Origin of the sequence: Prochlorococcus marinus str. MIT 9312 (assembly GCF_000012645.1) — a bacterium.
In the GTDB taxonomy this organism is placed as follows: Bacteria; Cyanobacteriota; Cyanobacteriia; order PCC-6307; family Cyanobiaceae; genus Prochlorococcus_A; species Prochlorococcus_A marinus_L.
Map to the genome: position 1 here is coordinate 1,233,603 of NC_007577.1, position 23,253 is coordinate 1,256,855.

A 23,253-nucleotide genomic window follows, 5' to 3' on the forward strand; every position below is an offset into this window, starting at 1 on the left:
AATTTATTTATTTTGACAATTATATTCTTTGTTAAATTTAAAATTATGAGTTGAATTTATATTTAATGAGCATTTCTGAGGCTAGAGTTATAATTACAACTTGTAATGAATATTCCGAATTATTAGAAACATTAATATATTCCTATAACAAACATTGGCCTGATAGAGAATGGCCCTTAACTATTGCTTCAGATTACCTAGATAATGGCCAAAAATTCAAAACAAATATTGATGTTTTTACACACAAAAACATTTACTGGTCAAATATATTAATAAATTGTCTAAAAAATTATAAGGAGGATATTATTCTTCTTGCATTAGATGACTTTATTTTGCAAGACAAAGTTAATAATCAACTCTTATACAGCTTAGTACTAAATATGAAAAGAAATGCAGATATAAATTATCTTAGATTAGTTCCAAGGCCAAAGCCTAAATATAAATCTATGGCTGTATTTTCAAAGCTTTCAGAAAAAGAACCTTATAGATTATCTCTTCAAGCTTCACTATGGCGAAAAAGCTTTTTAGTTGAATTATTAGTTTGTAATGAATCTCCTTGGCAATTTGAAATTGAAGGTAATAAAAGATCAAAAAAATATTTAGGATTTTATAGTTCATCATTAGATTTATTTCCTTATAAGCATCATGTTATCCAAAGAGGCAAATGGTTCCCATGGAGCTTCTATAAACTTAAATTAAGAAATTACCCAATTAACTTAAGAAAAAGGAAAATTATGAATTTATTTGAATCATTTAAATGGTTATTACACAAAATACTTAGCAAAATAAAAGTTTTTATAAATAGTTAATGAATAAGCAAAACTTGTTAATATCCATATTTGTTATCTTACTAAGCTTAACAGATACAAACATTATTCCTTTATTTAGTATAAGTGATTGCTGTATTCTATTTTTTTTAATAATAATTTTTTATAGAAAAGCATCAATTATTCCAAAGCAATCAATCATATTTACTTTTGTCGCAATAATTGGACTTTTCACTGGAATAATAAGTAACAATCCTATTCAATATAAATCCTTTTATGCATCAGTCTTCACAGCGAATTCAATAGGTTTATTTTCAAAAACTAATTATAAATTTTCTAATAAAATTGATATTAATAAAGTTATAAATTACGTATTAATTATTCTTTCTTTTTTTACCATATTAGATTTTATAGCGATAATTCTTTTTAAAAATTCTCTTAATTTTTCATTACTTTATGGGATAGACCCAAAAACTTGGGCTGGATATACAGTTTCTGGTGAGGGGATAATAAGGCCGACCGGAATATATGCTGAGCCTGGTGACAACACTTCTATAATTGTAATTTTCTTATCATTAAAGTTATATTTTAATAATCAATTTAAAATCAAAGATTTATCTTCTAAAAATATACCTCTGTTACTAGGAATGTTTTCAATAATGATAAGCAGATCAAATCAAGGAACGCTCGCATTAGTTTTAATATTAATCTTTATGATTATTGAAAATCTAATTAAAAATAAATTTTTTGTAAAGCTTTTTAAAAGATTTACTATAAGTTTTTATAGATTGAAGAAGAAAAATATTTTTTCTTCGTTAATCATTCTGACAACTATTACCATCTCAATTTTATACACATTGCCAAGAGTAATCGGTATTTTCAATAGATTTGGAAGCATAGACTTTACAAGAGCTTTCACTATTGCTCAAGTTTTTAACCCTGAAAGAGGTCTTTTATCATTAATTCTTGGTACTAGTTTTGAAATACCAGATTTATTAATAAATTCATTAACGCAATTTATAAATCTTTTTTACCAATTTGGCATCCTTTCCTTTATTCTTTTCTATTTTATGTTTAAACCTGCAATAAAACATTCAGGCAGATTATTTTTATTCTTATTAATGGTTTTCTTAAGTAAGTTTAATATTTCTACAATACCTTTTTGGTTATCAATTTATTTTTGCGAAAAAGAATATAATAAAAAAATTTTAAATAAGACTTAATATGATTTTCTTTGAAATTAAACTATTTACTATAATGAATTAATTCTATAAATCAATAAATTGAGTAGAAGAATACTACATATTATTTATAGCTTAGAAAAAGCTGGCGCAGAAGAGACGCTAGCTAAATTAGTTATTAATGACCATATAAATAATCATAGAATTTTAACCTTAACAGGTGGAGATTATTATTTAACAAATCAAATTGAAAAGGAAAGTATAAAAGTTTATAGTTTAAATATAAAAAAAAATTTACTCCTATTCCCTCTTTATTTAATAAGATCATTAAAAATTATCAGAGAAGAAAAAGTTTCAATTATACATTCATGGATGTATGTTTCTGATGTTTTTTCTTCATTATTAGGTTTCATAGCAAATAAAGAAGTAATTTGGTGTGTACGAAATACTACTTTGAGAATAGGTGGCAGCTCTTTATATTCAATTTTCTCAAGATTTATTCAAATACCTTTATCCTATATATCTCCTAATAAAATTATTTACTGCTCTTTATCTGCAAAATCACTTCATGAAAAAATGGGATTTAATAAAAGATTAAGTGTTCATATCCCAAATGGAATTAACACTGAATTATTTAAACCTATTAATAAAAGAATCCTAAATTATGGCAATTTAAGAATAGGTATGCCAGCAAGATTTGATGAGCAAAAAAATCATATCTTACTTTTAGAAACGATACATGAACTTATTAAAAACAAAATAAATCCAACTAATATAAAATTCATTCTTGCTGGGAGGGATGTTAATTATAATAACCTTAAAAATATATACAAAAAAGACTTAGATATCTTATTACCTTATATTGGCATTATGGGAGAAGTTAAAGACATGAATAAATTCTATAATTCAATAGATTTCTGCATAGTATGTTCTTCCTATGGAGAAGCTTTTCCAAATGTAATAGCAGAGGCAATGGCTACTGGAGCTCCATGTATATCTACTGATGTAGGAGATGCCAAATTAATTATTGGTGACACAGGTTTTATTGTAAATGGTTATGAGCCGATTAATTTATTTCAAACTCTCCTTTATATTTTAGGAATTACTTCTAATTTATTTAGTATTAAATCAAAAATGGCTAGAGTTAGAATTAAAAATAACTTTTCACAAGAAAATATGATTAAAAAATACCAAGAGCTTTATTCCAAAATTTAAATCATGTGTGGTATAACAGGAATTATCTCATTTCAAAGTAGTATAGATCCTCAAAATATTCACAATATGAATGAGACTCTCATGCATAGAGGGCCTGATCACAGAGACATATGGATTAATGAATATAGTACTGTTTTCCTTGGTCATACAAGATTATCCATATTAGATTTATCTGACAATGGGAATCAACCTTTTCATAGTAAAGATGGTAGATTTCACTTAACTTTTAACGGTGAAATATACAATTATAAAAATCTTAAAGATTATCTCAAAACAAATGGGATTTCAAATTTCAAAAGTAATTCAGATACAGAAGTATTAATTGAACTTATAGCTTTACGTGGAATAACAAATGCTTCAAAAATGCTTAATGGAATGTTTGCATTTGCAGTTTGGGACTCTTTAGAAAAAAAAATACATCTTGTAAGAGATAGATTTGGTGAAAAACCATTATTTTATACTCTCCAAAAAGATACTTTATATTTTGGATCAGAAATTAAATCAATATTAAAAATACCTACAATATCAAAAATAATTAATAAAGAAGCTTTGTCTCATTATCTGAGGTTTAACTACATTAAAAATCCATTAACAATATATAAAGATATTTATAAATTAGAGCCAGGCCACATTTTAAGCATTGATCAAAATATTACTTACAAAAAATACAGTTACAAAAATAAAAATAAAAAAACAATCAAATTAGCTAATCAAAAAGAAGCAGAAGATTTACTACAAAATCAAATTATAAAAAGTTGTTTGTCAAGAACAATATCGGATGTTCCCATTGCTTGTTTTTTATCGGGAGGCATAGATTCTTCTTTAGTTACAAGTATTATTCAAAGGAACTCAAAACAAAGAATTAAAACTTTCACTATCGGTTTTGATGATCAATCTATAGATGAATCTAATTATGCTGAAAAAATAGCAAATTTTTTGGGAACTGATCATACGACTATAAATATTGAAGAAAAAGAATTATTAAATAATATTGATTTACAAAGTGAGATTTATGGAGAACCGTTTGCAGATCAATCATCCATTGCAACAAACATTCTATGTAAATATGCTTCAAGGGATGTCAAAGTATGTCTTAGTGGAGATGGCGGAGATGAAATGTTTATTGGGTACGATAGATACTACAAAGTAAACCAATTAAGGTTATTCCTAAAAGCAATAAAATTTTATAAAAAATTTAAAACAATTGATAGAATTTTGGAAGTTTTGATTCACAAGATTGAAAGTAATAAAAACTTTTCTATAAAGATTGACAAGATAATTAAATTAATCAGTCTATTATCAGATGCAAATGATGATAATATTTATGAAAAATTCAACTCATTATATAGAGATCAATATTTCCCATTAACTCCTCAGAATAATCAAAAACATTATATATATAAAGATTTAAAAAATATTCAAGAAATGTGTGAATATGATTTTGAAACTTATCTACCTGATTGTATTTTAACTAAAGTTGATAGAGCAAGTATGCATAATTCATTAGAAGTAAGGGCCCCTTTTCTTGACCATGAAATTCCTGAAATTATTGACTCTATTAATCCTACATATAAAAAAAAATTACTAAATAGAAAATTCATATTAAAAAAATTATTGAATAAATATCTTCCCAAAAATATATATGAAAGGCCAAAAAAAGGATTTAGCGCTCCTCTTAATAATTGGATAAAAGGTCCACTCAAAGAACTTACTTTAGATTATTTATCTATTGAATCTTTAAAGAAACATAATTTATTAGATATTGATATTATTGAAAGAATCAAATATGAACATTATTCTGGGATAAGGTCTTGGCATAATCAAATATGGAACCTTTTGATTTTTCAACAATGGTATAATAAAAATTTTTAAATTTATAAGTTCTAAACTATTTTTTATTATAAAAATTATTTAAAAACAAATTAAATATAGTTACATTTAAGTAAATTCCAAACTCCAACATGGGTTAATTACAATTAAATTGTAATAAATTATCAAGGCTTAAATGGATATTAAATTAAAGGGAAAAGAACTTAATTTAAAATTAATATATAAAAATAAAAAAATTACATTCGACGAACTTTTCAATACGAAAAAAAGACAATTTAATTTTGAGCTAAATCTAAATGACAATTTCTATAAAGGTAAAGGTATTAGGGGAGATGATTCAATTTTTATACCATTCTCAAAAGAAATGGGAGTTAAAATTACTAAAGAAAAGCCTCAAAGAGATGATTCTATTAAAGAGGCTTTGGAAATGACAACTCTTATAATGAAGAATAATATTGAGATATTTCCTAAAATATTTAGTACAGAATTAGTTGAGAATGAATCCAAAGAAACGTTTTTGATTACTTTTATGGAGAACATAATAAATAAGAATATTTTCAAAATTTTTCTTAAAAGATATAACTCAATAAAAAACTTTGTCCCCCTTAGAGATTTACCTTACTTAATTAAGAATCTAAATATTTATCCTTATTTTCTTGATAAATTCTATTATTTTATGGAGGAATATAACTTATTTCCTGAAGACGAATGGTATAAAAAAACCAATCTTATAAATAATAAAATAGTTGACTTTTCTAGATTTAAAATCTTAAAAGAAAGATATCATTTCCCCTCAAATAAAAAAACAAAAGCAGAATTATTAGAAGAATATTATAAACTTAAGAACATATTTGCCAAGAATTTTAACTCTGAATACATCCCTCAATGGAAAGGTAGCTTATATGAGGGATTTAAGTTCGATAATGGATTTATAATGGAAGGCTATAAATCTGATCATTATAGGTTTGACTGTTATAAAAAATTACCTTTTATACCTTTTAATAAAATAAAAAATAAGTCTGTACTAGATATTGGATCTAATCATGGTTTTTTTAGTTTTCAATCAATAATTCATGGTGCAAAAAATGTAGTTGCTATAGAACTTGATAGTAAGAATATTAAAGTTGCAGAGAAATTAAAAGAATTAATGAATATAAGAAATATAGAATTTATTAATCAAGACGTAACTAATTACTTATTTGAAACCAATAATAATTTTGAATTGATTATTATGAATTCAGTATTACATCAAATTTATAAGAATTATAAAGGTGCGGATAATTTTCTAAAACAAATATCGAATAAATGTAATTATTTTGTATTTGAAACACCAGTTAATCATCCTACAGTAAATATAAAGTTATCATCAATACATAAAAAGTTACGTAAATATTTTTCAACAGTTAGAGTACAAAATATTTACAAAGCTTATTCAGCTGGATACCGAGCTATTTATATTTGTTATAAGTAAATGGATTACAAAAATTACTTCCTAAATTGTAGAGAATCATATAAAAACAAAAAACCTTATCTTTCTTCATTTTATGAAAATCCAGTAAGGGTAATTCCTCATAATTTCTTTACTAAGGAAACGAAAGATTACTTATTAGATTTGTCTAAAAATATCAAAAGAGAGTTTGATACAGGTAAACATAAATTAGGTAATATTAGTGGCATTAAAAACTTTTGGCCTTATGCATTACCTATAAATAAAACTTGTGAACAATTAATCCCATATTTAGAAGAGACATTTTATGGTTGTAATCTATTTGTAGATAAAGTTTATATTTACAGAACCCAAAAAATTGAAATAAAAAAAGATTCTTATCTTTGGCATCATGATAATAATCCAAATGAAATAATTAAAATAATAATTTATTTAAATGAGGTAAATCAATTTAATTCCCCATTTGAGTATTTAGCAGATGAAAATAATCGAGGAATGTTAGCAAAATGTACGAGACTAGGTCCAAATAATTGGGAGCCTGCTCCAAATGATGGAAGACTTGAAGATGAAGTAAAAAATTTAATAAAATATAAAAATTGTTCGGGTAAAAAGTTAATTGGTAAGCAATTTACTGCTTGCGCCTTTTCAAATAACTCTATTCATAGAGTTAACCCTATTATCAAAGGATACAGAGATGTTTTGAACATAAGAGTAAAACCTACAATTTCAAAACCTAGTATTTACTTAAGTAAAAAATGGACATCGAGTTTCGGAGTATCTGGAGCTGTAGATCCAGATCCTGAAAAAGATTGGCAATACTATAATAAAAAATCAAACTTAAGATTATTAAAGGAAATATATTTAAATATTCTTCTAAAAAAATTAAAAAACAAAATTAAGATTATTAAAGGAAATATATTTAAATATTTTTTTAAAAATATTTAAAGAATAAGATTTTAAATTCTTAATTTACAAAAATCTATTTTAATATTGCAAAAGGTTTAATATTCATAAAATGCCTAAAGTAGCTCTATGTATTTCTGGAAAGATAGGCAATGTTGCGGGAAAAACAAATTTCAATAAATCTGATACAAGAATTTTAAAAAAAGCTTATGAGCTATATAAACTTCACATTATAGATAAAAATGATGTTGACATTTTTGTTCACTGTTGGGATGTAGAATTTGAACAGGAAATAAGAGAACTTTTTGCACCAAAAGGTTACATAATTGAAAAACAAAGAAAATTTAAAATTCCAAATTATGTAAAAGGGAGCGATAGACCTTGGAAAAGAAAAGAAGCAATGATAAGAAAACAAAGTCATTACAGTAAATGGTATTCAATTAAAGCTGTAAATGAACTAAGAAAGGATTATGAAATAAAGAATAAATTTAAATATGATTTTGTAATGACAACAAGATTTGATATTGCATTTATGAAAGATTTAATTTTTAAAGATTTTGATAATCAATTTTTCTATGCTGCTAATTGGACTGCTTTTGTAGATAAAAATGGAGAGGATAGATTTAAAGGAGGTAAGGGCGACTTTTATGATCTCATAAAAAGAAAAGATCCTGAACTTCAAAAGTTGAACAAAGTAAACTTAGGTTACCCTAATGATCAAAATGGTCTACTAGATTTTTGGTTTTTTACAAATTCTGAATATGCGAACAAATTTTTTGATTTATATGATCACTTAGATAATTATCTTAAGGAAGGAAATTGTCCACCGAGCAATGACAAAGCTAAAGTAATTTCTAATCATCAATTATCTCTATATCATTTGCAGAAATTAAACCTTATTACAAAATTAAAATTTGCCTTTGAACTTTATGATGATTTTCCACTAATAAGAAGAAAATACTTCGAAGAAAGAATGATTCAAAAGAATAATAAATCTAAATTATCAAATATTAAAAAATCAATAAAGTCTTTCTTAAAATTTCTATCAAGAAATTTATTTAATAAATAATTTGAATCAAATATTACCTTTAATATGTTTATATAAATTATATTTTCCTAGATAAAATAATAATTTTGAATAAGGATCATGATGAAGGGGAGCAATATTTAAAAATACTAATGAAGTTAACAAATTAACCTTAAATAAGTTGAAACCCTTACTAGCGATAAATTCTATGAAAGTTTTCTCATTTTCTACTAATGAATTTTTTCTATAAAAACCATAATTTACTATCTCTTCAGTTTTCTCAAAATAATAATAACCTTTATTAATAATCTCATGAGAGACAATTAAGCCATGCATTAATTTAGCCAAATCATAATAAATATCTCCATAATCAGTTAATCCTTCAAAATCTTGTCTCCAATCAAGCAAACAAAAATTACCGGATTCACTTAATAAAATATTCTCAAAATGTAAATCTCCATGAAATCTTGTAGGATTTCCATTTGTTAATAAATCCCAATTAATCATTCCGAAAATATCTTTTATTGGTGGAACTTTTACTCCATTAATTATTTCTTCATTATCTTTTTCTGAATATCTATTGAAATAAAGAGTAATCCTTTTAAGAGATTTATTTTTATAGAAATTAAAACATTTTTCATTAAATATTACTCTACCTTCTTCTGTTAACTCTTCTTCACACCAAAACTGATCTAAAAAATTTAATAACTTTTCAAAAATAACTTTATTTGTTACTTTTGACATGGTATTTCCAGAAATTAAATGATAGGCGTACATGTTTTCTTTTTCATCAACTATTGGAGGTACAAATCCTTTTAATTTTCTAGATCTAATAATCCTATTACTTATGAATTCAGAATCAAGATTATATTTAATAGCCATATTAGAAACAAACCAAATTGCTTCATTATTTTTATCTAGTATTACAGGTGAATTTTTAGAAATTAATTTTTGCTTTGCATTATTCAAAGAATCAAGATTACCTGTGTCATACCAATCAAATGGTATGGCTTTGATTAATTTACCATTGTTTAAAAATTTCTCAATCGCATATGATTCCCCTGTAGTAATAGATCCATATTCCTTCCCTGATTCCATATATTCCCAAAAAGATTTATAGTCTTTAATTCCCGCCAATCCAATATATGGCTTTTGTTCCTTTGAAATAATTGTATTTTTTTCTAGTATTTTCTCTACATAATCATTCTGAAACAATAAAGAACGATAATTAGCAATATCTTTTGAATTTCCATAACCAATCCAATTTATATCTGGATCTGGAATATCCTCCATTATTATTGAGTCATTAGGTGCAAAAATGAAAGGACATTGCAAGTATTTCTTACATGAGAGAATTGAGTAACCTAAACCAGAACCTTTACCAAAATAATTATCAACGAAAATAAATTTAAATTTATTTTGGGGATGAGCAATTTGTAAGTAATCTCTCAATAAATTTCCTTTATGTCCAAGAGCTATAACAATCTCAATATCTTTAGAGAATTTTTCAATTAAATGAGATATTACAGGTTTATTATCTATAGATACGAGAGCTTTATTTAAATTCTTGTAAGATTCGCCTAATCTAGATCCTAAACCCGCTGAAGGGATCAAAACTTTAAAGTACATCAGACAAAATAGATCCTCTAATAATATATAATTATCCCTTAAAAGCTCTTATATTGGCAATCTTACTATTTTGATTAAATTCAATAATATCAACAACTTTTATTTCTTCTTCTTTATTAATTAGAATATTTATCTCAGCCAAAACCGTATTTCCATCTACGTATAAATTCACTGGAAAAACTTTGATAGAATCTACACTTTTAAAAATATTTTTATTAGCTTCAACTACATTCTTTATACCTTTTGCTTCAATTTCCCAATCTCTTAGATAAATTTGATTGTCGAACATAGTTATCAAAGAGCTAATATCTTTATTAGAAAAAAAATTAAAATAAGCAACCGCTAAGGATTTAATATTGTCCATTAAAAAGGGATTATTGTTACAATTACAATATAAAATTAAATTATTAATAAGCAATTATTGGTATTCTATATTTTAATAATAGAATTTAAAAAATTATTTTTAGTTAATGCCTAAAATAGAAAATAAACCTTGGGGAACTTTTGAAAACATATTGGATGAAACTTATTGTAAGGTTAAAAGGATAATTATTAAACCGGGTGAAAGGCCAAGCTACCAATATCATTATAAAAGAAGTGAGCATTGGATAATTGTTAGTGGTTCAGCAAAAGTCACTCTAGAAGGTGAAGAAAAAGAATTTTCAGTTGGGGATTATATTTATATCCCTCTTAAGGCAAAACATAGGGTAGAAAATATTGGAAAGAATGATTTAATTTTTATTGAAATTCAGACAGGGCAATATTTTGGAGAAGATGACATTGTAAGAGTATCAAATGATTATGTTTAAGTAGTTATTAAGTAAGGTTTTGAGGCTATAATATTGTTTGAAGATTAACAGCTTGATGGCTTTACCAAAGATATATATAGGGCCAATAAGTAAAAATTGTATTGATTCAGTAATTGAATTAAATAATGAGGGATTCAATATTGGTTTGATACCCTCACGTAGACAAATTGATTATGATAAAGGTTATGTAAATAATTGGACCACAAGAGAGTTTAGTAATTATGTAAAATCAAGAAATCCAAATATCATCATCAAAAGAGATCATTGTGGTCCAGATCAAGGCAAAATAAAAGATAATGGTTTAGATTCAGCAATATATGATGTCAAAGAAAACTTTGACATCATACATATAGATCCATGGAAAACTTATAAAGATATAAATGATGCAGCCATAGCTACAAAAAATATTATTAAAGAGTGTGTGATTTATAATAAAAATATAAATTTTGAAATTGGAACAGAGGAAGGGATTAGAAAGTATTCCCCTGAAGAATTCAAATATTTTATTGAAAAATTATTTGGTTTATTATCATTAGATGAATTCAATTTAATAAAATATGGTGTTGTTCAGGGGGGGACTAGATTATCAATGAATAAAAATATTGGAAATTTTAATGAAGAAAAAATTAAAGATTTTATAGCTATTTGTAAGAATTTCAGCTTAATGTCAAAGGAACATAATGGAGATTATCTAAAATTATCTGATATAAAAAGAAAATTTGATTTAGGTTTAAATGCAATTAACATTGCGCCCGAGATGGGTTTTATTGAGTCAACTTGTATTTTAGAACAAATAAAATTAGTTTCTGATAATGAAACTTTTAAAAAATTATTTAATAAATGTTTGCAGTCAGGGCAATGGAAGAAATGGATACCTTTAGAAAAGCAGAATAAAATAATTGAAGAAAAAAATGAATTGTTAATAAAAATATCTGGTCATTACATTTACTCAAGTGATATTGTTATTGACATTAAGAAAAAATATCCTGAATTGGATTCAAGAATTAAACTATCTATCAAAAACAGAATTAAATCAATCTTATGCAAAATAAAGTAATTGCTTTTGATCTAGATGATGTTCTTTGTTATAGGACTTCAAATGAAGGAGATATAGAAAAATATAAATCATGCAAACCAATAAAATCAATGATAAATATATTGAATAAATGCAAGAGTAAAGGTTATAAAATTATAATCTATACTTCCAGAGGCATGACAGTTTTCAAAGGTAATAGAGACTTGATTTATGATAATTTATTTGATATTACAACTAGGCAATTAAGAGAATGGGGAGTTAATTATGACCAATTAATTATGGGTAAGGTCCATTATGATTTATTAATAGATGATAAAGCTTTAAATAACTTACAAATAAAAAGTTTATCAGACGTTGATATTTTCCTTAATGACATTAAAGCTCAATAATCAAATCACACTTATCTAAAGTGCTTAATCGATGAGCAATCATGATAACTGTTAAACAATTATCATTAGATTGGATATTTTTAATGACTAATTCTTCTGTATGATAATCGAGAGAACTTGTAGCTTCATCTAAAATTAAAATAGTAGAACCTTTATAAAGTGCTCTAGCTATACCTATCCTTTGTTTTTGGCCTCCACTTAAATTTATTCCTCTTTCTCCTACAGTTGTCCTAAAAGCATCAATTGTTGAATTAATAAAATCGTATATAAAAGCTTTTTTTGCTGCATTTTTTACCCTATTTATATCAATCTGTTCGTATGGCACTCCGAATGCAATATTTTCGGCAAATGATAAATTTGATAAATAAATATCTTGAGATACATGAGAAATAGAATTAAAATATTTCATCTTTATCCTTTCATTTTGAACAGCATTTATATTTACTCCATCAACCAATACTTCTCCTTTAGTAGGTATAAGCAAACCCATAATTAAGTTTATTAGTGTACTCTTTCCTCGGCCTGTTCTACCCTTAATACCAATAATTTTTCCTTTATTTATTTCTAAATTAAAATTTTCTAATATTAAATTCTCATTATATTTAAAAAAGACATTTTTCAAAATTATCGATTTCTGAAAATCAAACCTTTCCTTATCACTGAATAACAAATATTTATTAGTTTTAAGATTTAAATAAAGTAGAAAACTAGTTAATATTTTAATTCTGCCTTGAACAAATACCCATCCCTGATAAAGTTCTTGAAAAGACCTTAACAATCTTTGAAGACCTAGTCCTATTGATCCTAAAATAGGCAGAATATATGAATCATTTAAATATACTGCTAGAAATAATCCTATTAATACTATAGAAATCAAAGCCAATGCCTCAATAAAATAAAAAGGCAGCCTACCAAGTAAATCAATTTCAGCTTCTTGTTTCCTCTTAATTAAATCAACTTGACGATAATCTTTTATAAAAAAGTTCTGAGAATTGTCTAATATTATATCTTTAATATTCCCAAAACTTTCCTGTATGAGCTTTACAATTTTTACATTAATTTTATATATTTTTGCACTTTTATTTTTTAATATTGTCTTAAAGTAAAACATTATTATTATATAAATCAAACTAAATATAGTTAGAGAAAAAATAGCAATTTTCCCATTTATCCAAAAAAGAGCAATTAATACAAATATAAAAGTAATAATAGATAGAACACTTCTTAAGACTGTATTAACTACACTTACAATTATTTGAGAACCAGTTATTATATTCGAAATTATATCATTGGTATTTTTTGACAAATGATAATAATAGGGTTGGCAAATGGCATTTTGATAAACCTTACTACACAAATCACTACCAATTACTGCTGCAATCCTTGCATTTAAATAAAAGGTTAATATCTTAATTGTATTGGAAATTAAAATTAAGAATATAAAAATTAATGTGGTACAAATTATTTTGGAATTATTAGTATTTATATTAAATAATTGAAAAATAAAGTTATAAATTTGTAGATTATTTAAATCTTCTGAAGCGGTAAAACTTTTTAAAACAGGCAATAAACTAGCAACATTTATTAATTCAAAAAAACCTGTTATAAAAATTAGAGCAAAAGAAAATATTATTAATTTGTTTCTCTTTTTAGGAATATGAGATACATATTCATTAAAAATCCTAAAGATTTGATATTTGTTTAAATAACTATACATAAAATCAATTTTCTTTAAGGAAATTTATCACCATTTTCAATATATTATGTCAATTTATAGTTTTTTCAATTTTAGTAAAGCTTTAAAAAGGTAGCATTTAATTTTTGCAAAAATTATAAATTAGAATTTCAATTGTTTTAAACTCTAAATAATATTTTTTAAATACACAACTTGAAAATTTAAAAATATCAATTTTATTTCTTTAAAACTTAATTCCATAATGTAATTTTTTTTTAAATATCATAATATAAAATTTTGCTATAAATATTGGATGTAATTATTTTTTTGAGAAAGATATTAATTGCTTTATAAAAAATTTTGGAACTGGTATGGTTAAAATCCCTAAAATATTAGAAATAGAAAGTAATCTTTTATGGTCAATTAGTCTATTATATATAATTATTTTTACAAAGTATAATAATAAGATTTTTATATTATACCTGCAAAAATCAAATCCAAATATCCTGATTAACTTTAGGTACCCTTTTCTCATGTTTTTATAATTTTTTGGATTACTTATACATAACCTATCATCACCTTCATCATCATATAACCTTACAAAATTAGGATCTCGATAAAAGATACCTCCATTTTTAAGAATTCTTAAGTAAAGAATATGCTCAAATCCAGTTAGACTTTCGTCATACAAAAAATTGTTCCTTATTTCACTTTCGCATCTAAAAGCAGGCAACATCTCAGGTTGATTTATACTTTTAATATAGTCAGAATAGTAACCTATTTTTGGCAATTGTTTATCAGAATAATGATTGCTTCTTGAGGACTTATATATACAAGAACCAAAATATAGATCTAAATTTTTATATTTAATAAAAGCTTTCTCTACATGATCAAGAGCTCCAATTATTAATTTATCATCTGAATCTAAGAACAAAATAACATTTCCTATAGATGAAATTATGCCAATATTTCTAGATTTACTAACCCCTGCTCTTTTTGTTGGTTTAATATGTTTAATTTTAATAGAACTATTTAAATAAATAAAGTCGCTTATATTTTTACTTGTATCATCATTAGAATCATCAATAACTAAGACTTCTATATTTGATTTTTTTTGTAATTTAATACTTTCAAAAGCTTCTAATATTTCAAATGGCCTATTAAAAACTGGGATTATTATTGAAAAAAAGATATTCATTGTTTAATTTGCAAATTCAACCAAAAAAATTTATTAAAATTCTTCATATTATCTATATAAATTTCTTCTGTCACTTAAAAGATAATCAACAGTATTGGAGATTGCGGTTTTTATATCAACTTTAGGGGACCAACCATATTTTTTAGCTTTAGAAATGTCTAAATGTACTAAAGGAGAATCACCCTTCCAGCCTCTTTCACCCCCAGAATAATTAAATTTAATATTTATCAAATCCAATTTCTTACATATAATTCTTGCCAAACTATTTACATCGATAATCTCAGTATGACCCAAATTAAAAATATTACAATTTTCTTGATTTAAATCATTTAAATTTAAGACGCCATTAACTCCATCACTAACATCAAGGTATGATTTTTTTTGATTCCCATCACCTAAAATAAAAAGTTCATTTGGATTTTTAAGTAATTTATTTACAAAATCATAAATTACACCATGAGAATAACCATAACCAACCCAAGAAACGAATCTAAATATAGTTACTTTAAAATCCAAGTACTCTGAATAAGCCTGAAGATATGCTTCTCCCGCTAATTTACTTGCTCCATATACAGAAGTTTGAGTTGAAGAATAATTCTCAGGAGTAGGAAATATATTTGGCTCTCCATATACTGTTGCACTACTAGAAAAGGCCACCTTTTTTATTTTATTTTTCGAGGCATAATCGCAAATAGCTTTTGTCACAATAACATTCTCATAAAAATCAATATCTCTATTAATCTCACCACCTCTTACATCTGCATTTGCAGCGAAATGAAATAAAGTATCAATTTCTTTTAATTGAGGCCAATCTCTATATGGAGTTTTTAGATCTATATTATAAAAATTTAAATTTTTATTATCCAGTTTAAGATTTGTTTTTCTACCAGTTGATAAATTATCAAATACAAAAACATTATTTTCTGGAATTTCTAGAAGTTTATTAATTAAGTTAGAACCTATAAAACCAGCACCACCGGTAATCAAAAAATTTTTCTTCAATTTTATTTATAATTTATAATTTTACACTATATCAAATTTATTATTAAGGTATCTATAAATCTTCAATATCTATAAATTTCATTCCGGAATTCATAGCAGCCAACATATCAGATTTACTATCTCCCACTAAAACAGAACTCTTTAAATCAATATTTCTCAAAAAAGTTTGCTGAAAGATCATTCCTGGATTAGGTTTGCGACAAAAACAATCTTCTTTAAGAATGGATATCTCCCCCTGAAAACCTTTATGCGGATGATGCGGGCAATAAGAAATTTCGTCTATTTTTAAACCCAAATCTAATAACCTTACAATTAATAAACTATTAATATCATATAAAGTTTCTAAATTCAAAAGACCCATAGAAATTTGTGGCTGATTAGTGATAACTATGCATAAATCAAAATTTTTTCGTAAATTAATAATCTTTGAAATTTTATCTTTTTTTATTTGAATATCATTTGGATCAAGAATATAATTACCTTTCGTGCATTTTATTAAAGTATTATCCCTATCAAGAAATAAGCATTTTTGTTTAAACTTATAATTTTTTTCTTTTATTTGATTATTTTTATCATCTTCAATTACTTTTTTTAACCTCTCTGGAGTACCAATATCTTTAATATATTCAGAAGTATTATAAGAATATATTCTCTTAAACAATTTAAAAAATTCATAAGCTAAATTTCTAAATACTGTTTTATTTTTAATATTTGAATCTGATTTTATAAGATCAAGAATTTCTGTATTAAATAAAGAAATTCCGGCATTACCTAAAAATCCCCTAAAACTATTATTTTTTTCTTGATTCTTAAATTTAAAATCGGATATTTGAGTACCATTTGTGGCCCTAATTAAGTCTGAATCTTCTGGATGAGATGTAATGTGGGTTATCAAACTAAACTGGCTATCAAGTCTTTCATGAAAATCAATAAATCTTTGAAGATCTACATCAAAAACAATATCCCCAAGTACAAACAATACATCTTTTGAATTAATTTGATTTCTTATTTCCCATAATGCTCCGCATTCACCTAACGGTTCTTTTTCTATATAAGAAGTTATCTCCAAATCAAGTTGGTTTTCAATTTTTATTATTTCATTATCAAATAATTCACTTTTGTATCCTCTTAAAAGAAATAGCTTTTTAATACCGCATAAAGCAATTTGCTCAGCAATTTTATAAATAACTGTTTTACCGTTTATTTCAAGTAGTCCCTTTGGTTTACCATAAGAAATAGATTCGATTCTCGTTCCTTTCCCCCCAATAGAGGTTACCGCTGTAATATCCATTATTTTAAACCACACAAGCTGAAATACCTTCTTTGCTCAATTCAACTTTTAAAGCTTTAATATCTTTATTTGATAAAAAAGATAACGCCTCATTAATATCTACCTTTGAAGATAATAAAAAATAACCTCCTGATCCAGCACCAATTAGTCTTATCCAATTATTTGGGATTTGATTAATAATATTAAATTGATTTTCTAATTCAAGATCCATAACATTACTCATTTTTCTTTTTATTTCCCAAGATTCTTTTATTGAATGATTCAAAAGATCATAAAGCTCATTTATACTCTTATTTGTTTTTAAAAAATTTTCGCAAATAGATCTTATATCTTTTAATGATTCTTTTGCTTTATTTGAGTTTTTAAAATTATGTAAAACTTTATCTGCAGATCTTGTTCTTAAAGAGGGAATAAGTATTAATTCATCAGAAACCAACTTAATTGCTTCTATATGATTTTTAGAAAGATTTAAAATTTCAACATGACCTTTTGGCTTATATAGCAAAGCATTGATACCTCCCAAAGAAGAAATATATTGATCTTGCCGCCCTATTGGTTTACCAAGAATATTTATTTCTATTTCTGAACAAATATGTGCTAATTCCTTATTTGCAATATTTAAATTGAAGGCTTTATTTAATGCGGCTAAAAAAGATATACAAAAAGAAGAGGAGCCTCCAAGTCCTCCACCTCCCGAAGCAAATCCATAGGAATTCATCTCAATAAGATTATTTATTTTAAGATATCTTAGAGATTCCCTTATTAGAGGATGAGCTATTTCATCAATTTCCGAATATGTTTCTCTAGAAGAATAGTTAAGCATGCCAATTTTACTATTTTTATCCTTTTTATTAATAACTGTGTAAGAGTATTTAGCTAAACTAAATCCGATAGAGTTTCCAAAGCATTCATCTTCTACAAACCAATCTAAATCACTTCCACCTCCAAGTAAAGATATCCTATATGGGCATTTTCCAATAAATATCATGAAACAATATCCTCAATAACTCTTTTATCGTATTTATTAGAAATCAAAGATTTCTCATCTTTTTCAAATTTATTACAAAAATTTTGTTTTATATAATGGAAGACTATTAATTGAACATCTTCAGATATTTCCATATCATTTATATTTATATGAATAGGGATATCTACTAATTGTTTTATTCTTCCACCATTATATCCAACTATCCCAACTTGTTTTATTCCTAATTTTTTGGCTCTTTGTGCACATTTAACTAGATTAATTGAATTACCACTTCCTGAAAAATAAACTATTAAATCGCCTTTAAGAAATTTCACATCTACCATTGTTGAGTATACATCCGCATAATCAATATCATTTGATGCTGCTGTCAGGTAACAACTATTATCAGAGGCGCAAAAAATATTTAATCTTAAACCTAGCATCATAAAAGTTTTGGTAAAATCTCCAGCGATATGACTTGCGTTAGCAGCACTTCCTCCATTACCAATCAAATGAATTGAGAAATTGGTATCAATTCTTTTCTTAATTTCATAATAAAGTTCATTTATTTTACTTTCTTCAAGATTTTCTAAAGCCTCTTTAAGCCTTGAAATGTAGCTAATAAATTTACTTTCCATTTTTAACAACCAAAATTATTTACGTAAGTTAAACCTATTTTGTTCAATTTGAGATTATAGTTTATTAACTTAACCACTTTTTTAAAAGAATCATATTCAAAATATCGAAATTTCTTTAAGTTAAAGTTCTTATGTATTTCTTGATATATTTTTAGTAAAAAATCTAACTTATTTATGTGTTGCTTTTGAATTATGAATAATTTAATTTTGTTAATTTGAAATAAAAACTTTTTGTTTAATTTATTAAAATTTCTTTTTTGAAAATTTACAGAATTACATCCAATCTCTAAAGCAAAAGAAATTAAGATTTTTTCGATATTTAATGAATTAAAAAAATAAATACAACTATCATTAAATAAATAAATATAAACATCTTTCCCGAATGGCTTAAATCTCAATATTCCCATTTTATTTAATACTTATTCAGATTATAATCTTATCTTTATTGTGGCTTATAAACAAAGAACATGAAAGTATTTTTGATTTTTGTAATTTCAATATTTTTATTAAGATTAGATTTATCAAACAATTTAAGCAATGTTTGTGCATCCAAAATCATTTTTTTAATAAAAAATTAGGTTAGTTAATTAATAATTTTATAGTAGAAATTTAAATAAAATACATTTGTTATAATTTAAACTAAGGTGCTATAGATTAGCTGGAAGAGCATCTGCATATCATACAACTCTCTAAAGCCTTTAATTGTGATCTATATCCAGGTTTGTATAAGTAATATTAAGAGTTCAGATGCAGAACTAGGTGCAGTTATTATTAGACAAATCTAAATATAAAGAAATTTTTTAATATCTGTATTTTAATCTTAAAGTATTATTGATGTATAATAATGTGAATTTGATTTTGAAATTTGAATAATAAATTTAAGTGTATTTATGTAGTAGATCATCCACGCAGAGACATGCATGCTTATATTTGGTGGGCAAGTTTATTAGCAAAGGATAATTTCAAGAACTTTGTCATATCAACATCATCTATCTCTATAAAAAAAATTAATCAAATAAAACCTAATGCAATTATTTGGAGCTATGCAAGACCTCAAAATGCTTTCTTAATTCAATATTCATATTTAAAGGGCATAAAAAATATTATTCATGATACGGAGGGTATAACTTATAGATGTGATAAAGAATATTCTGATTCTTGTGATAACTTAACTCTAAAATGTATTCATGGTATTTGGGGATGGGGGGAAGAACAAAAAAAACTAATTAATAATAGATGTGCAAAAATAGGTCATAAATTAGTAGCGTCAAATATTGGCAGTATAAGATACGAATATTATAAAAATTTAAAAATTTCCAGAAAAAAAAATAATAAAATTTTGATAAATACAAATTTTCCAATAATTGACCCAAGATATGGCTCATTAGAAAGTGACTACAAAATATGGGTTAATATTGAAAAGAAATTATCTAAAATTGAATTTATTAAACGTTGTATAGAATTAAGTGCTATGCGTCAATCTTTGATTAACTTTGTAAAAGAGTTGATTGATAAGAATCTATTCAAACCTAAAGACATAATTTTAAGAACACATCCCTTTGAGTCTGATAATTATTATAGGGATTTAAAAGGATTAGGTGTTGAAATTTCAAATAAAAATGATATTGCTTATGACATTTCAAGATCCTTTTTAATGGCGCAATGTGGATGTCAAACAGTATTAGATGGACTTATACAGGATGTCCCCTCAATATTGATTAAACCTAGTTTTGAAAATATATGGTCTGATCTTAGCTCTCAAATTGACACTGATTATCTGCAAAAATTAAATGAAGATAAAAATGAATATTATTCTTTTAAAAAAAGAAATATAAAATCAGCAAAGAAAATTGTAACTCCTTTTTTATCTAATATAGAAAAACAAATAAACTATGAATTATTGATTTCAAATTTATTTGAGCCTCTTAAAAAAAATAAAATTTTATTTTTTTATACTTACTTTTTTAATTTATTAATAAGAATTTCAAAGAATTTAAAAGATTATCTCAGATTTTTATTGTATCCAAGAAAAATTTTAAATAAAAAATTAACTAATGAAATATTAATTAAATATATGCTTAAAAAAAAGATTCCATATAGTATAGATTCAAATAACAATATTTATCTGGATTAAGATTATTAAAAATATCAAAAATAAAAATCAAATATAATTATGTTTTATATATTTCGTCTAATATTTCATAATCTTTAATAGTAAATTCCAATCCATTTTTTTGATCTCTCTAAGTTGAACCCCAAGTACTTTTTCTTGGTTGATTAAGAATTTCTGAAGATTAGACTGTATTTATATCTTTTTTTAGAATTTCACTGCATCCCATCCAGTTTCAATTGAATTATCTATTAATTTTTTGCTATTTCTATAGAACAATTATGACTTATTTAAATTTCTGCAATTATTTAAATATATTTATCTGAGCCCATTTGATAAATTTTTTTTATTTCCATTGAAAATTATTATTTAATTTCACACTTTAACTTTTTGTATTAATTACAAATAAAAATGAACAATAATGTTTCAAAGTATTTTGATAACTTACCTAAAAAAATATTCTCAAAATAGATCATATACAAAGAAACGTAACTATTGTTATTTGCACTAAATTACATACTATTAACAAAAATTAGTTTATGTTAGAATATCGATATTTGAAAATTAAGGTTAATGATATCCAAAAGGATAGATTTCAATAATGAAATTAATCATAAAATTAGGATCATATTTGAAATAGCAAATAACCATCAAGGCAGTGTGGATCACTTTAAAAATATACTTGATGATATATTTTCTGCCAGCAAAACATTTGCCGATAAGTTTGAGTTTTTAATTAAATTTCAATTTAGAGATTTACCAACTTTTATAGATGAAAGCATAGACCCCTCTCAAAATAAACATATTTCTAGATTTAAAGAAACTGCTCTTTTAGATGAACAATGGCTTCAAATTTTAAATATGGTAAGAGATAAAGGTTTTAAAACAATTGTTACACCATTTGATGAGGCTTCAGTTAATAAAGCTGAAAGATTTGGGATCGAAGAATATAAAATTGCTAGTTGCTCTTGCACCGAATGGAGTTTGTTGAGAGAAGTGGCAAACCAGAATAAACCTGTCACAATTTCTACTGGTGGAAGAAATCTAAAAGAAGTGGATGATATCTATTCATATTTTGCTCATAGAATACCTTATAAATTTACTATTATGCATTGTTGCGGAATCTATCCAGCACCAATAAAAGATTTAAACTTAAATACAATTAATATATTTAAGGAAAGATATCCTTTAGCAAAGATTGGATACTCAGGTCATGAAGATCCTGATAATCATAGTATTTCCTCCTTGGCAATAGCTCTTGGAGCTGTTTCTATTGAGAGGCATATAGGTAAAGAAGACACTGAAAAAGATATTAATATTAATACTTACAGTGTTAGCAGCTCTTCTATTTATAAATGGCTAAAAGTACTTGATGAAACTTTGACCTCATTAGGCAAAGCTAAGGACTATTCATATAAAAATCAAGTTGAATATAAATCTTTAAAAACTCTCCAAAGGGGTGTATTTTTGAAAAATGAAGTTAAAATTGGCGATAAGATTAATCTTAGTGATTGTAGTTTTAAATTCCCTATACAAGAAAATCAAATTTCAGCTTCTGAGATTGCATCAATTGATAATTGTTTCATAGCTAATCAAAATCTAATATCAGGAGCAAGACTTACTTATGATAAAACGCAAATTCAAATATCCAAATCAATAAGTCTGAAGGAATATGTTCATAAAATAAGAGGTATCATTAATCAATATGGTGAATACGTTCCAGATGATGTTGAGATAGAGGTATCTCATCATTATGGAATTGAAAAATTGAATAAATATGGTTGTTGCCTTATAAATATAATTAACCGGAGCTACTGTAAAAAGTTAATTATCATGACTGAAGGTCAAAATCATCCAACTCAATTTCATGATGTAAAAGAGGAAACATTTCGAGTCCTGCATGGTGAACTAGAGCTTATTCTTGATGGTCAAAAGAAAATTATCAAATGTGGAGAAGAAGCTTTAGTAAGATCTGGAGTAAAGCATTCTTTTAGAGCTATTACTGATTGTATTATTGAAGAACTCTCTACTACCAGTATTGCGGATGATTCAATTTATGAAGACACTAAAATTAATGATTTGCCAAGAGGTAAAAGAAAAACTTTAGTTAATCTTCACTTTGATCATTTTGACGAATGA

General features: G+C 25.1%; 20 protein-coding genes. 12 read left to right on the top strand and 8 right to left on the bottom strand.

Going from position 1 to position 23,253, the window contains the following annotated elements; translation table 11 throughout:
• The first annotated feature begins 65 nt into the window (after positions 1-65).
• The 7 genes from PMT9312_RS06825 to PMT9312_RS06855 all read left to right on the top strand — a co-directional run bounded on the left by PMT9312_RS06825 (position 66) and on the right by PMT9312_RS06855 (position 8,412).
• The gene (locus tag PMT9312_RS06825) at positions 66-809 is read left to right on the top strand and encodes a hypothetical protein (protein ID WP_011376866.1); all 744 of its coding nucleotides are present in this window, start codon (positions 66-68) and stop codon (positions 807-809) included.
• Positions 809-1,990 carry a hypothetical protein gene (locus PMT9312_RS06830; RefSeq protein ID WP_011376867.1) on the top strand — a complete coding sequence of 394 codons (1,182 nt, stop codon included), beginning with the start codon at positions 809-811 and terminating at the stop codon, positions 1,988-1,990. Before PMT9312_RS06825 ends, PMT9312_RS06830 begins: the two co-directional genes overlap by 1 nt.
• 60 nt (positions 1,991-2,050) lie before the next feature.
• Positions 2,051-3,163 (top strand): glycosyltransferase, encoded by a 1,113-nt coding sequence (locus tag PMT9312_RS06835; protein WP_011376868.1) that lies wholly within the window; start codon positions 2,051-2,053, stop codon positions 3,161-3,163.
• A 3-nt stretch (positions 3,164-3,166) separates the two neighbouring features.
• Positions 3,167-5,035 (top strand): asparagine synthase (glutamine-hydrolyzing), encoded by a 1,869-nt coding sequence (gene asnB / locus PMT9312_RS06840; protein ID WP_011376869.1) that lies wholly within the window; start codon positions 3,167-3,169, stop codon positions 5,033-5,035.
• A 133-nt stretch (positions 5,036-5,168) separates the two neighbouring features.
• A complete protein-coding gene (locus tag PMT9312_RS09360; protein WP_011376870.1) occupies positions 5,169-6,464 on the top strand; it encodes a class I SAM-dependent methyltransferase in 1,296 nt (431 codons plus the stop codon).
• The gene (locus PMT9312_RS06850) at positions 6,465-7,385 is read left to right on the top strand and encodes a hypothetical protein (protein ID WP_011376871.1); all 921 of its coding nucleotides are present in this window, start codon (positions 6,465-6,467) and stop codon (positions 7,383-7,385) included.
• Positions 7,386-7,455: 70 nt separating this feature from the next.
• Positions 7,456-8,412, top strand: coding sequence for a hypothetical protein (locus PMT9312_RS06855; RefSeq protein WP_011376872.1), 957 nt, complete (start codon positions 7,456-7,458; stop codon positions 8,410-8,412).
• A gap of 6 nt (positions 8,413-8,418) precedes the next feature.
• Here the strand turns inward: PMT9312_RS06855 and PMT9312_RS06860 are convergent, their stop codons facing one another.
• Positions 8,419-9,984, bottom strand: coding sequence for a phosphotransferase (locus PMT9312_RS06860; RefSeq protein ID WP_052039064.1), 1,566 nt, complete (start codon positions 9,982-9,984; stop codon positions 8,419-8,421).
• Positions 9,985-10,030: 46 nt separating this feature from the next.
• On the bottom strand, positions 10,031-10,363 hold the full coding sequence (locus PMT9312_RS06865) for a nuclear transport factor 2 family protein (RefSeq protein WP_011376874.1): 333 nt from the start codon (positions 10,361-10,363) through the stop codon (positions 10,031-10,033).
• Positions 10,364-10,469: 106 nt separating this feature from the next.
• On the opposite strand from PMT9312_RS06865, the gene PMT9312_RS06870 reads away from it, so the two are divergent.
• Genes PMT9312_RS06870 through PMT9312_RS06875 form a run of 3 tightly spaced genes read left to right on the top strand, consistent with a single transcriptional unit; the run spans position 10,470 to position 12,233 of the window.
• Positions 10,470-10,808, top strand: a complete 339-nt coding sequence (locus tag PMT9312_RS06870) for a phosphomannose isomerase type II C-terminal cupin domain (protein ID WP_011376875.1) — start codon at positions 10,470-10,472, stop codon at positions 10,806-10,808.
• 55 nt (positions 10,809-10,863) lie between these two features.
• Positions 10,864-11,865, top strand: a complete 1,002-nt coding sequence (locus tag PMT9312_RS09365; RefSeq protein WP_011376876.1) for a hypothetical protein — start codon at positions 10,864-10,866, stop codon at positions 11,863-11,865.
• Positions 11,850-12,233, top strand: a complete 384-nt coding sequence (locus PMT9312_RS06875) for a hypothetical protein (RefSeq protein WP_011376877.1) — start codon at positions 11,850-11,852, stop codon at positions 12,231-12,233. Before PMT9312_RS09365 ends, PMT9312_RS06875 begins: the two co-directional genes overlap by 16 nt.
• Here PMT9312_RS06875 and PMT9312_RS06880 read toward each other — a convergent pair.
• The 6 genes from PMT9312_RS06880 to PMT9312_RS06905 form a co-directional block, all read right to left on the bottom strand.
• On the bottom strand, positions 12,220-13,950 hold the full coding sequence (locus tag PMT9312_RS06880) for an ABC transporter ATP-binding protein (protein ID WP_011376878.1): 1,731 nt from the start codon (positions 13,948-13,950) through the stop codon (positions 12,220-12,222). The two genes, PMT9312_RS06875 and PMT9312_RS06880, sit on opposite strands and share 14 nt — an antisense overlap.
• A gap of 277 nt (positions 13,951-14,227) precedes the next feature.
• On the bottom strand, positions 14,228-15,106 hold the full coding sequence (locus tag PMT9312_RS09370) for a glycosyltransferase family A protein (protein ID WP_011376879.1): 879 nt from the start codon (positions 15,104-15,106) through the stop codon (positions 14,228-14,230).
• Positions 15,107-15,154: 48 nt separating this feature from the next.
• Positions 15,155-16,108, bottom strand: a complete 954-nt coding sequence (locus tag PMT9312_RS06890; protein WP_011376880.1) for an NAD-dependent epimerase/dehydratase family protein — start codon at positions 16,106-16,108, stop codon at positions 15,155-15,157.
• Positions 16,109-16,160: 52 nt separating this feature from the next.
• Positions 16,161-17,399 (bottom strand): HAD-IIIA family hydrolase, encoded by a 1,239-nt coding sequence (locus tag PMT9312_RS06895; RefSeq protein WP_196218494.1) that lies wholly within the window; start codon positions 17,397-17,399, stop codon positions 16,161-16,163.
• 4 nt (positions 17,400-17,403) lie between these two features.
• Complete coding sequence (locus PMT9312_RS06900) at positions 17,404-18,387, bottom strand: hypothetical protein (RefSeq protein WP_011376882.1); 984 nt, start codon at positions 18,385-18,387, stop codon at positions 17,404-17,406.
• On the bottom strand, positions 18,384-19,004 hold the full coding sequence (locus PMT9312_RS06905; RefSeq protein ID WP_011376883.1) for an SIS domain-containing protein: 621 nt from the start codon (positions 19,002-19,004) through the stop codon (positions 18,384-18,386). The genes PMT9312_RS06900 and PMT9312_RS06905 overlap by 4 nt, the downstream gene beginning before the upstream one ends.
• An 865-nt stretch (positions 19,005-19,869) precedes the next feature.
• On the opposite strand from PMT9312_RS06905, the gene PMT9312_RS06915 reads away from it, so the two are divergent.
• A complete protein-coding gene (locus PMT9312_RS06915) occupies positions 19,870-21,138 on the top strand; it encodes a hypothetical protein (RefSeq protein ID WP_152556511.1) in 1,269 nt (422 codons plus the stop codon).
• A gap of 549 nt (positions 21,139-21,687) precedes the next feature.
• Positions 21,688-23,253, top strand: coding sequence for an N-acetylneuraminate synthase family protein (locus PMT9312_RS06920; protein ID WP_011376886.1), 1,566 nt, complete (start codon positions 21,688-21,690; stop codon positions 23,251-23,253).

Coding starts and splice junctions, on each gene's coding strand:
- PMT9312_RS06825 (WP_011376866.1), top strand. CDS start 66: ATGAGCATTTCTGAGGCTAGAGTTATAATTACAACTTGTAATGAATAT.
- PMT9312_RS06830 (WP_011376867.1), top strand. CDS start 809: ATGAATAAGCAAAACTTGTTAATATCCATATTTGTTATCTTACTAAGC.
- asnB (WP_011376869.1), top strand. CDS start 3,167: ATGTGTGGTATAACAGGAATTATCTCATTTCAAAGTAGTATAGATCCT.
- PMT9312_RS09360 (WP_011376870.1), top strand. CDS start 5,169: ATGGATATTAAATTAAAGGGAAAAGAACTTAATTTAAAATTAATATAT.
- PMT9312_RS06850 (WP_011376871.1), top strand. CDS start 6,465: ATGGATTACAAAAATTACTTCCTAAATTGTAGAGAATCATATAAAAAC.
- PMT9312_RS06855 (WP_011376872.1), top strand. CDS start 7,456: ATGCCTAAAGTAGCTCTATGTATTTCTGGAAAGATAGGCAATGTTGCG.
- PMT9312_RS06865 (WP_011376874.1), bottom strand. CDS start 10,363: ATGGACAATATTAAATCCTTAGCGGTTGCTTATTTTAATTTTTTTTCT.
- PMT9312_RS06870 (WP_011376875.1), top strand. CDS start 10,470: ATGCCTAAAATAGAAAATAAACCTTGGGGAACTTTTGAAAACATATTG.
- PMT9312_RS09365 (WP_011376876.1), top strand. CDS start 10,864: ATGGCTTTACCAAAGATATATATAGGGCCAATAAGTAAAAATTGTATT.
- PMT9312_RS06875 (WP_011376877.1), top strand. CDS start 11,850: ATGCAAAATAAAGTAATTGCTTTTGATCTAGATGATGTTCTTTGTTAT.
- PMT9312_RS06880 (WP_011376878.1), bottom strand. CDS start 13,950: ATGTATAGTTATTTAAACAAATATCAAATCTTTAGGATTTTTAATGAA.
- PMT9312_RS09370 (WP_011376879.1), bottom strand. CDS start 15,106: ATGAATATCTTTTTTTCAATAATAATCCCAGTTTTTAATAGGCCATTT.
- PMT9312_RS06895 (WP_196218494.1), bottom strand. CDS start 17,399: ATGGATATTACAGCGGTAACCTCTATTGGGGGGAAAGGAACGAGAATC.
- PMT9312_RS06900 (WP_011376882.1), bottom strand. CDS start 18,387: ATGATATTTATTGGAAAATGCCCATATAGGATATCTTTACTTGGAGGT.
- PMT9312_RS06905 (WP_011376883.1), bottom strand. CDS start 19,004: ATGGAAAGTAAATTTATTAGCTACATTTCAAGGCTTAAAGAGGCTTTA.
- PMT9312_RS06920 (WP_011376886.1), top strand. CDS start 21,688: ATGATATCCAAAAGGATAGATTTCAATAATGAAATTAATCATAAAATT.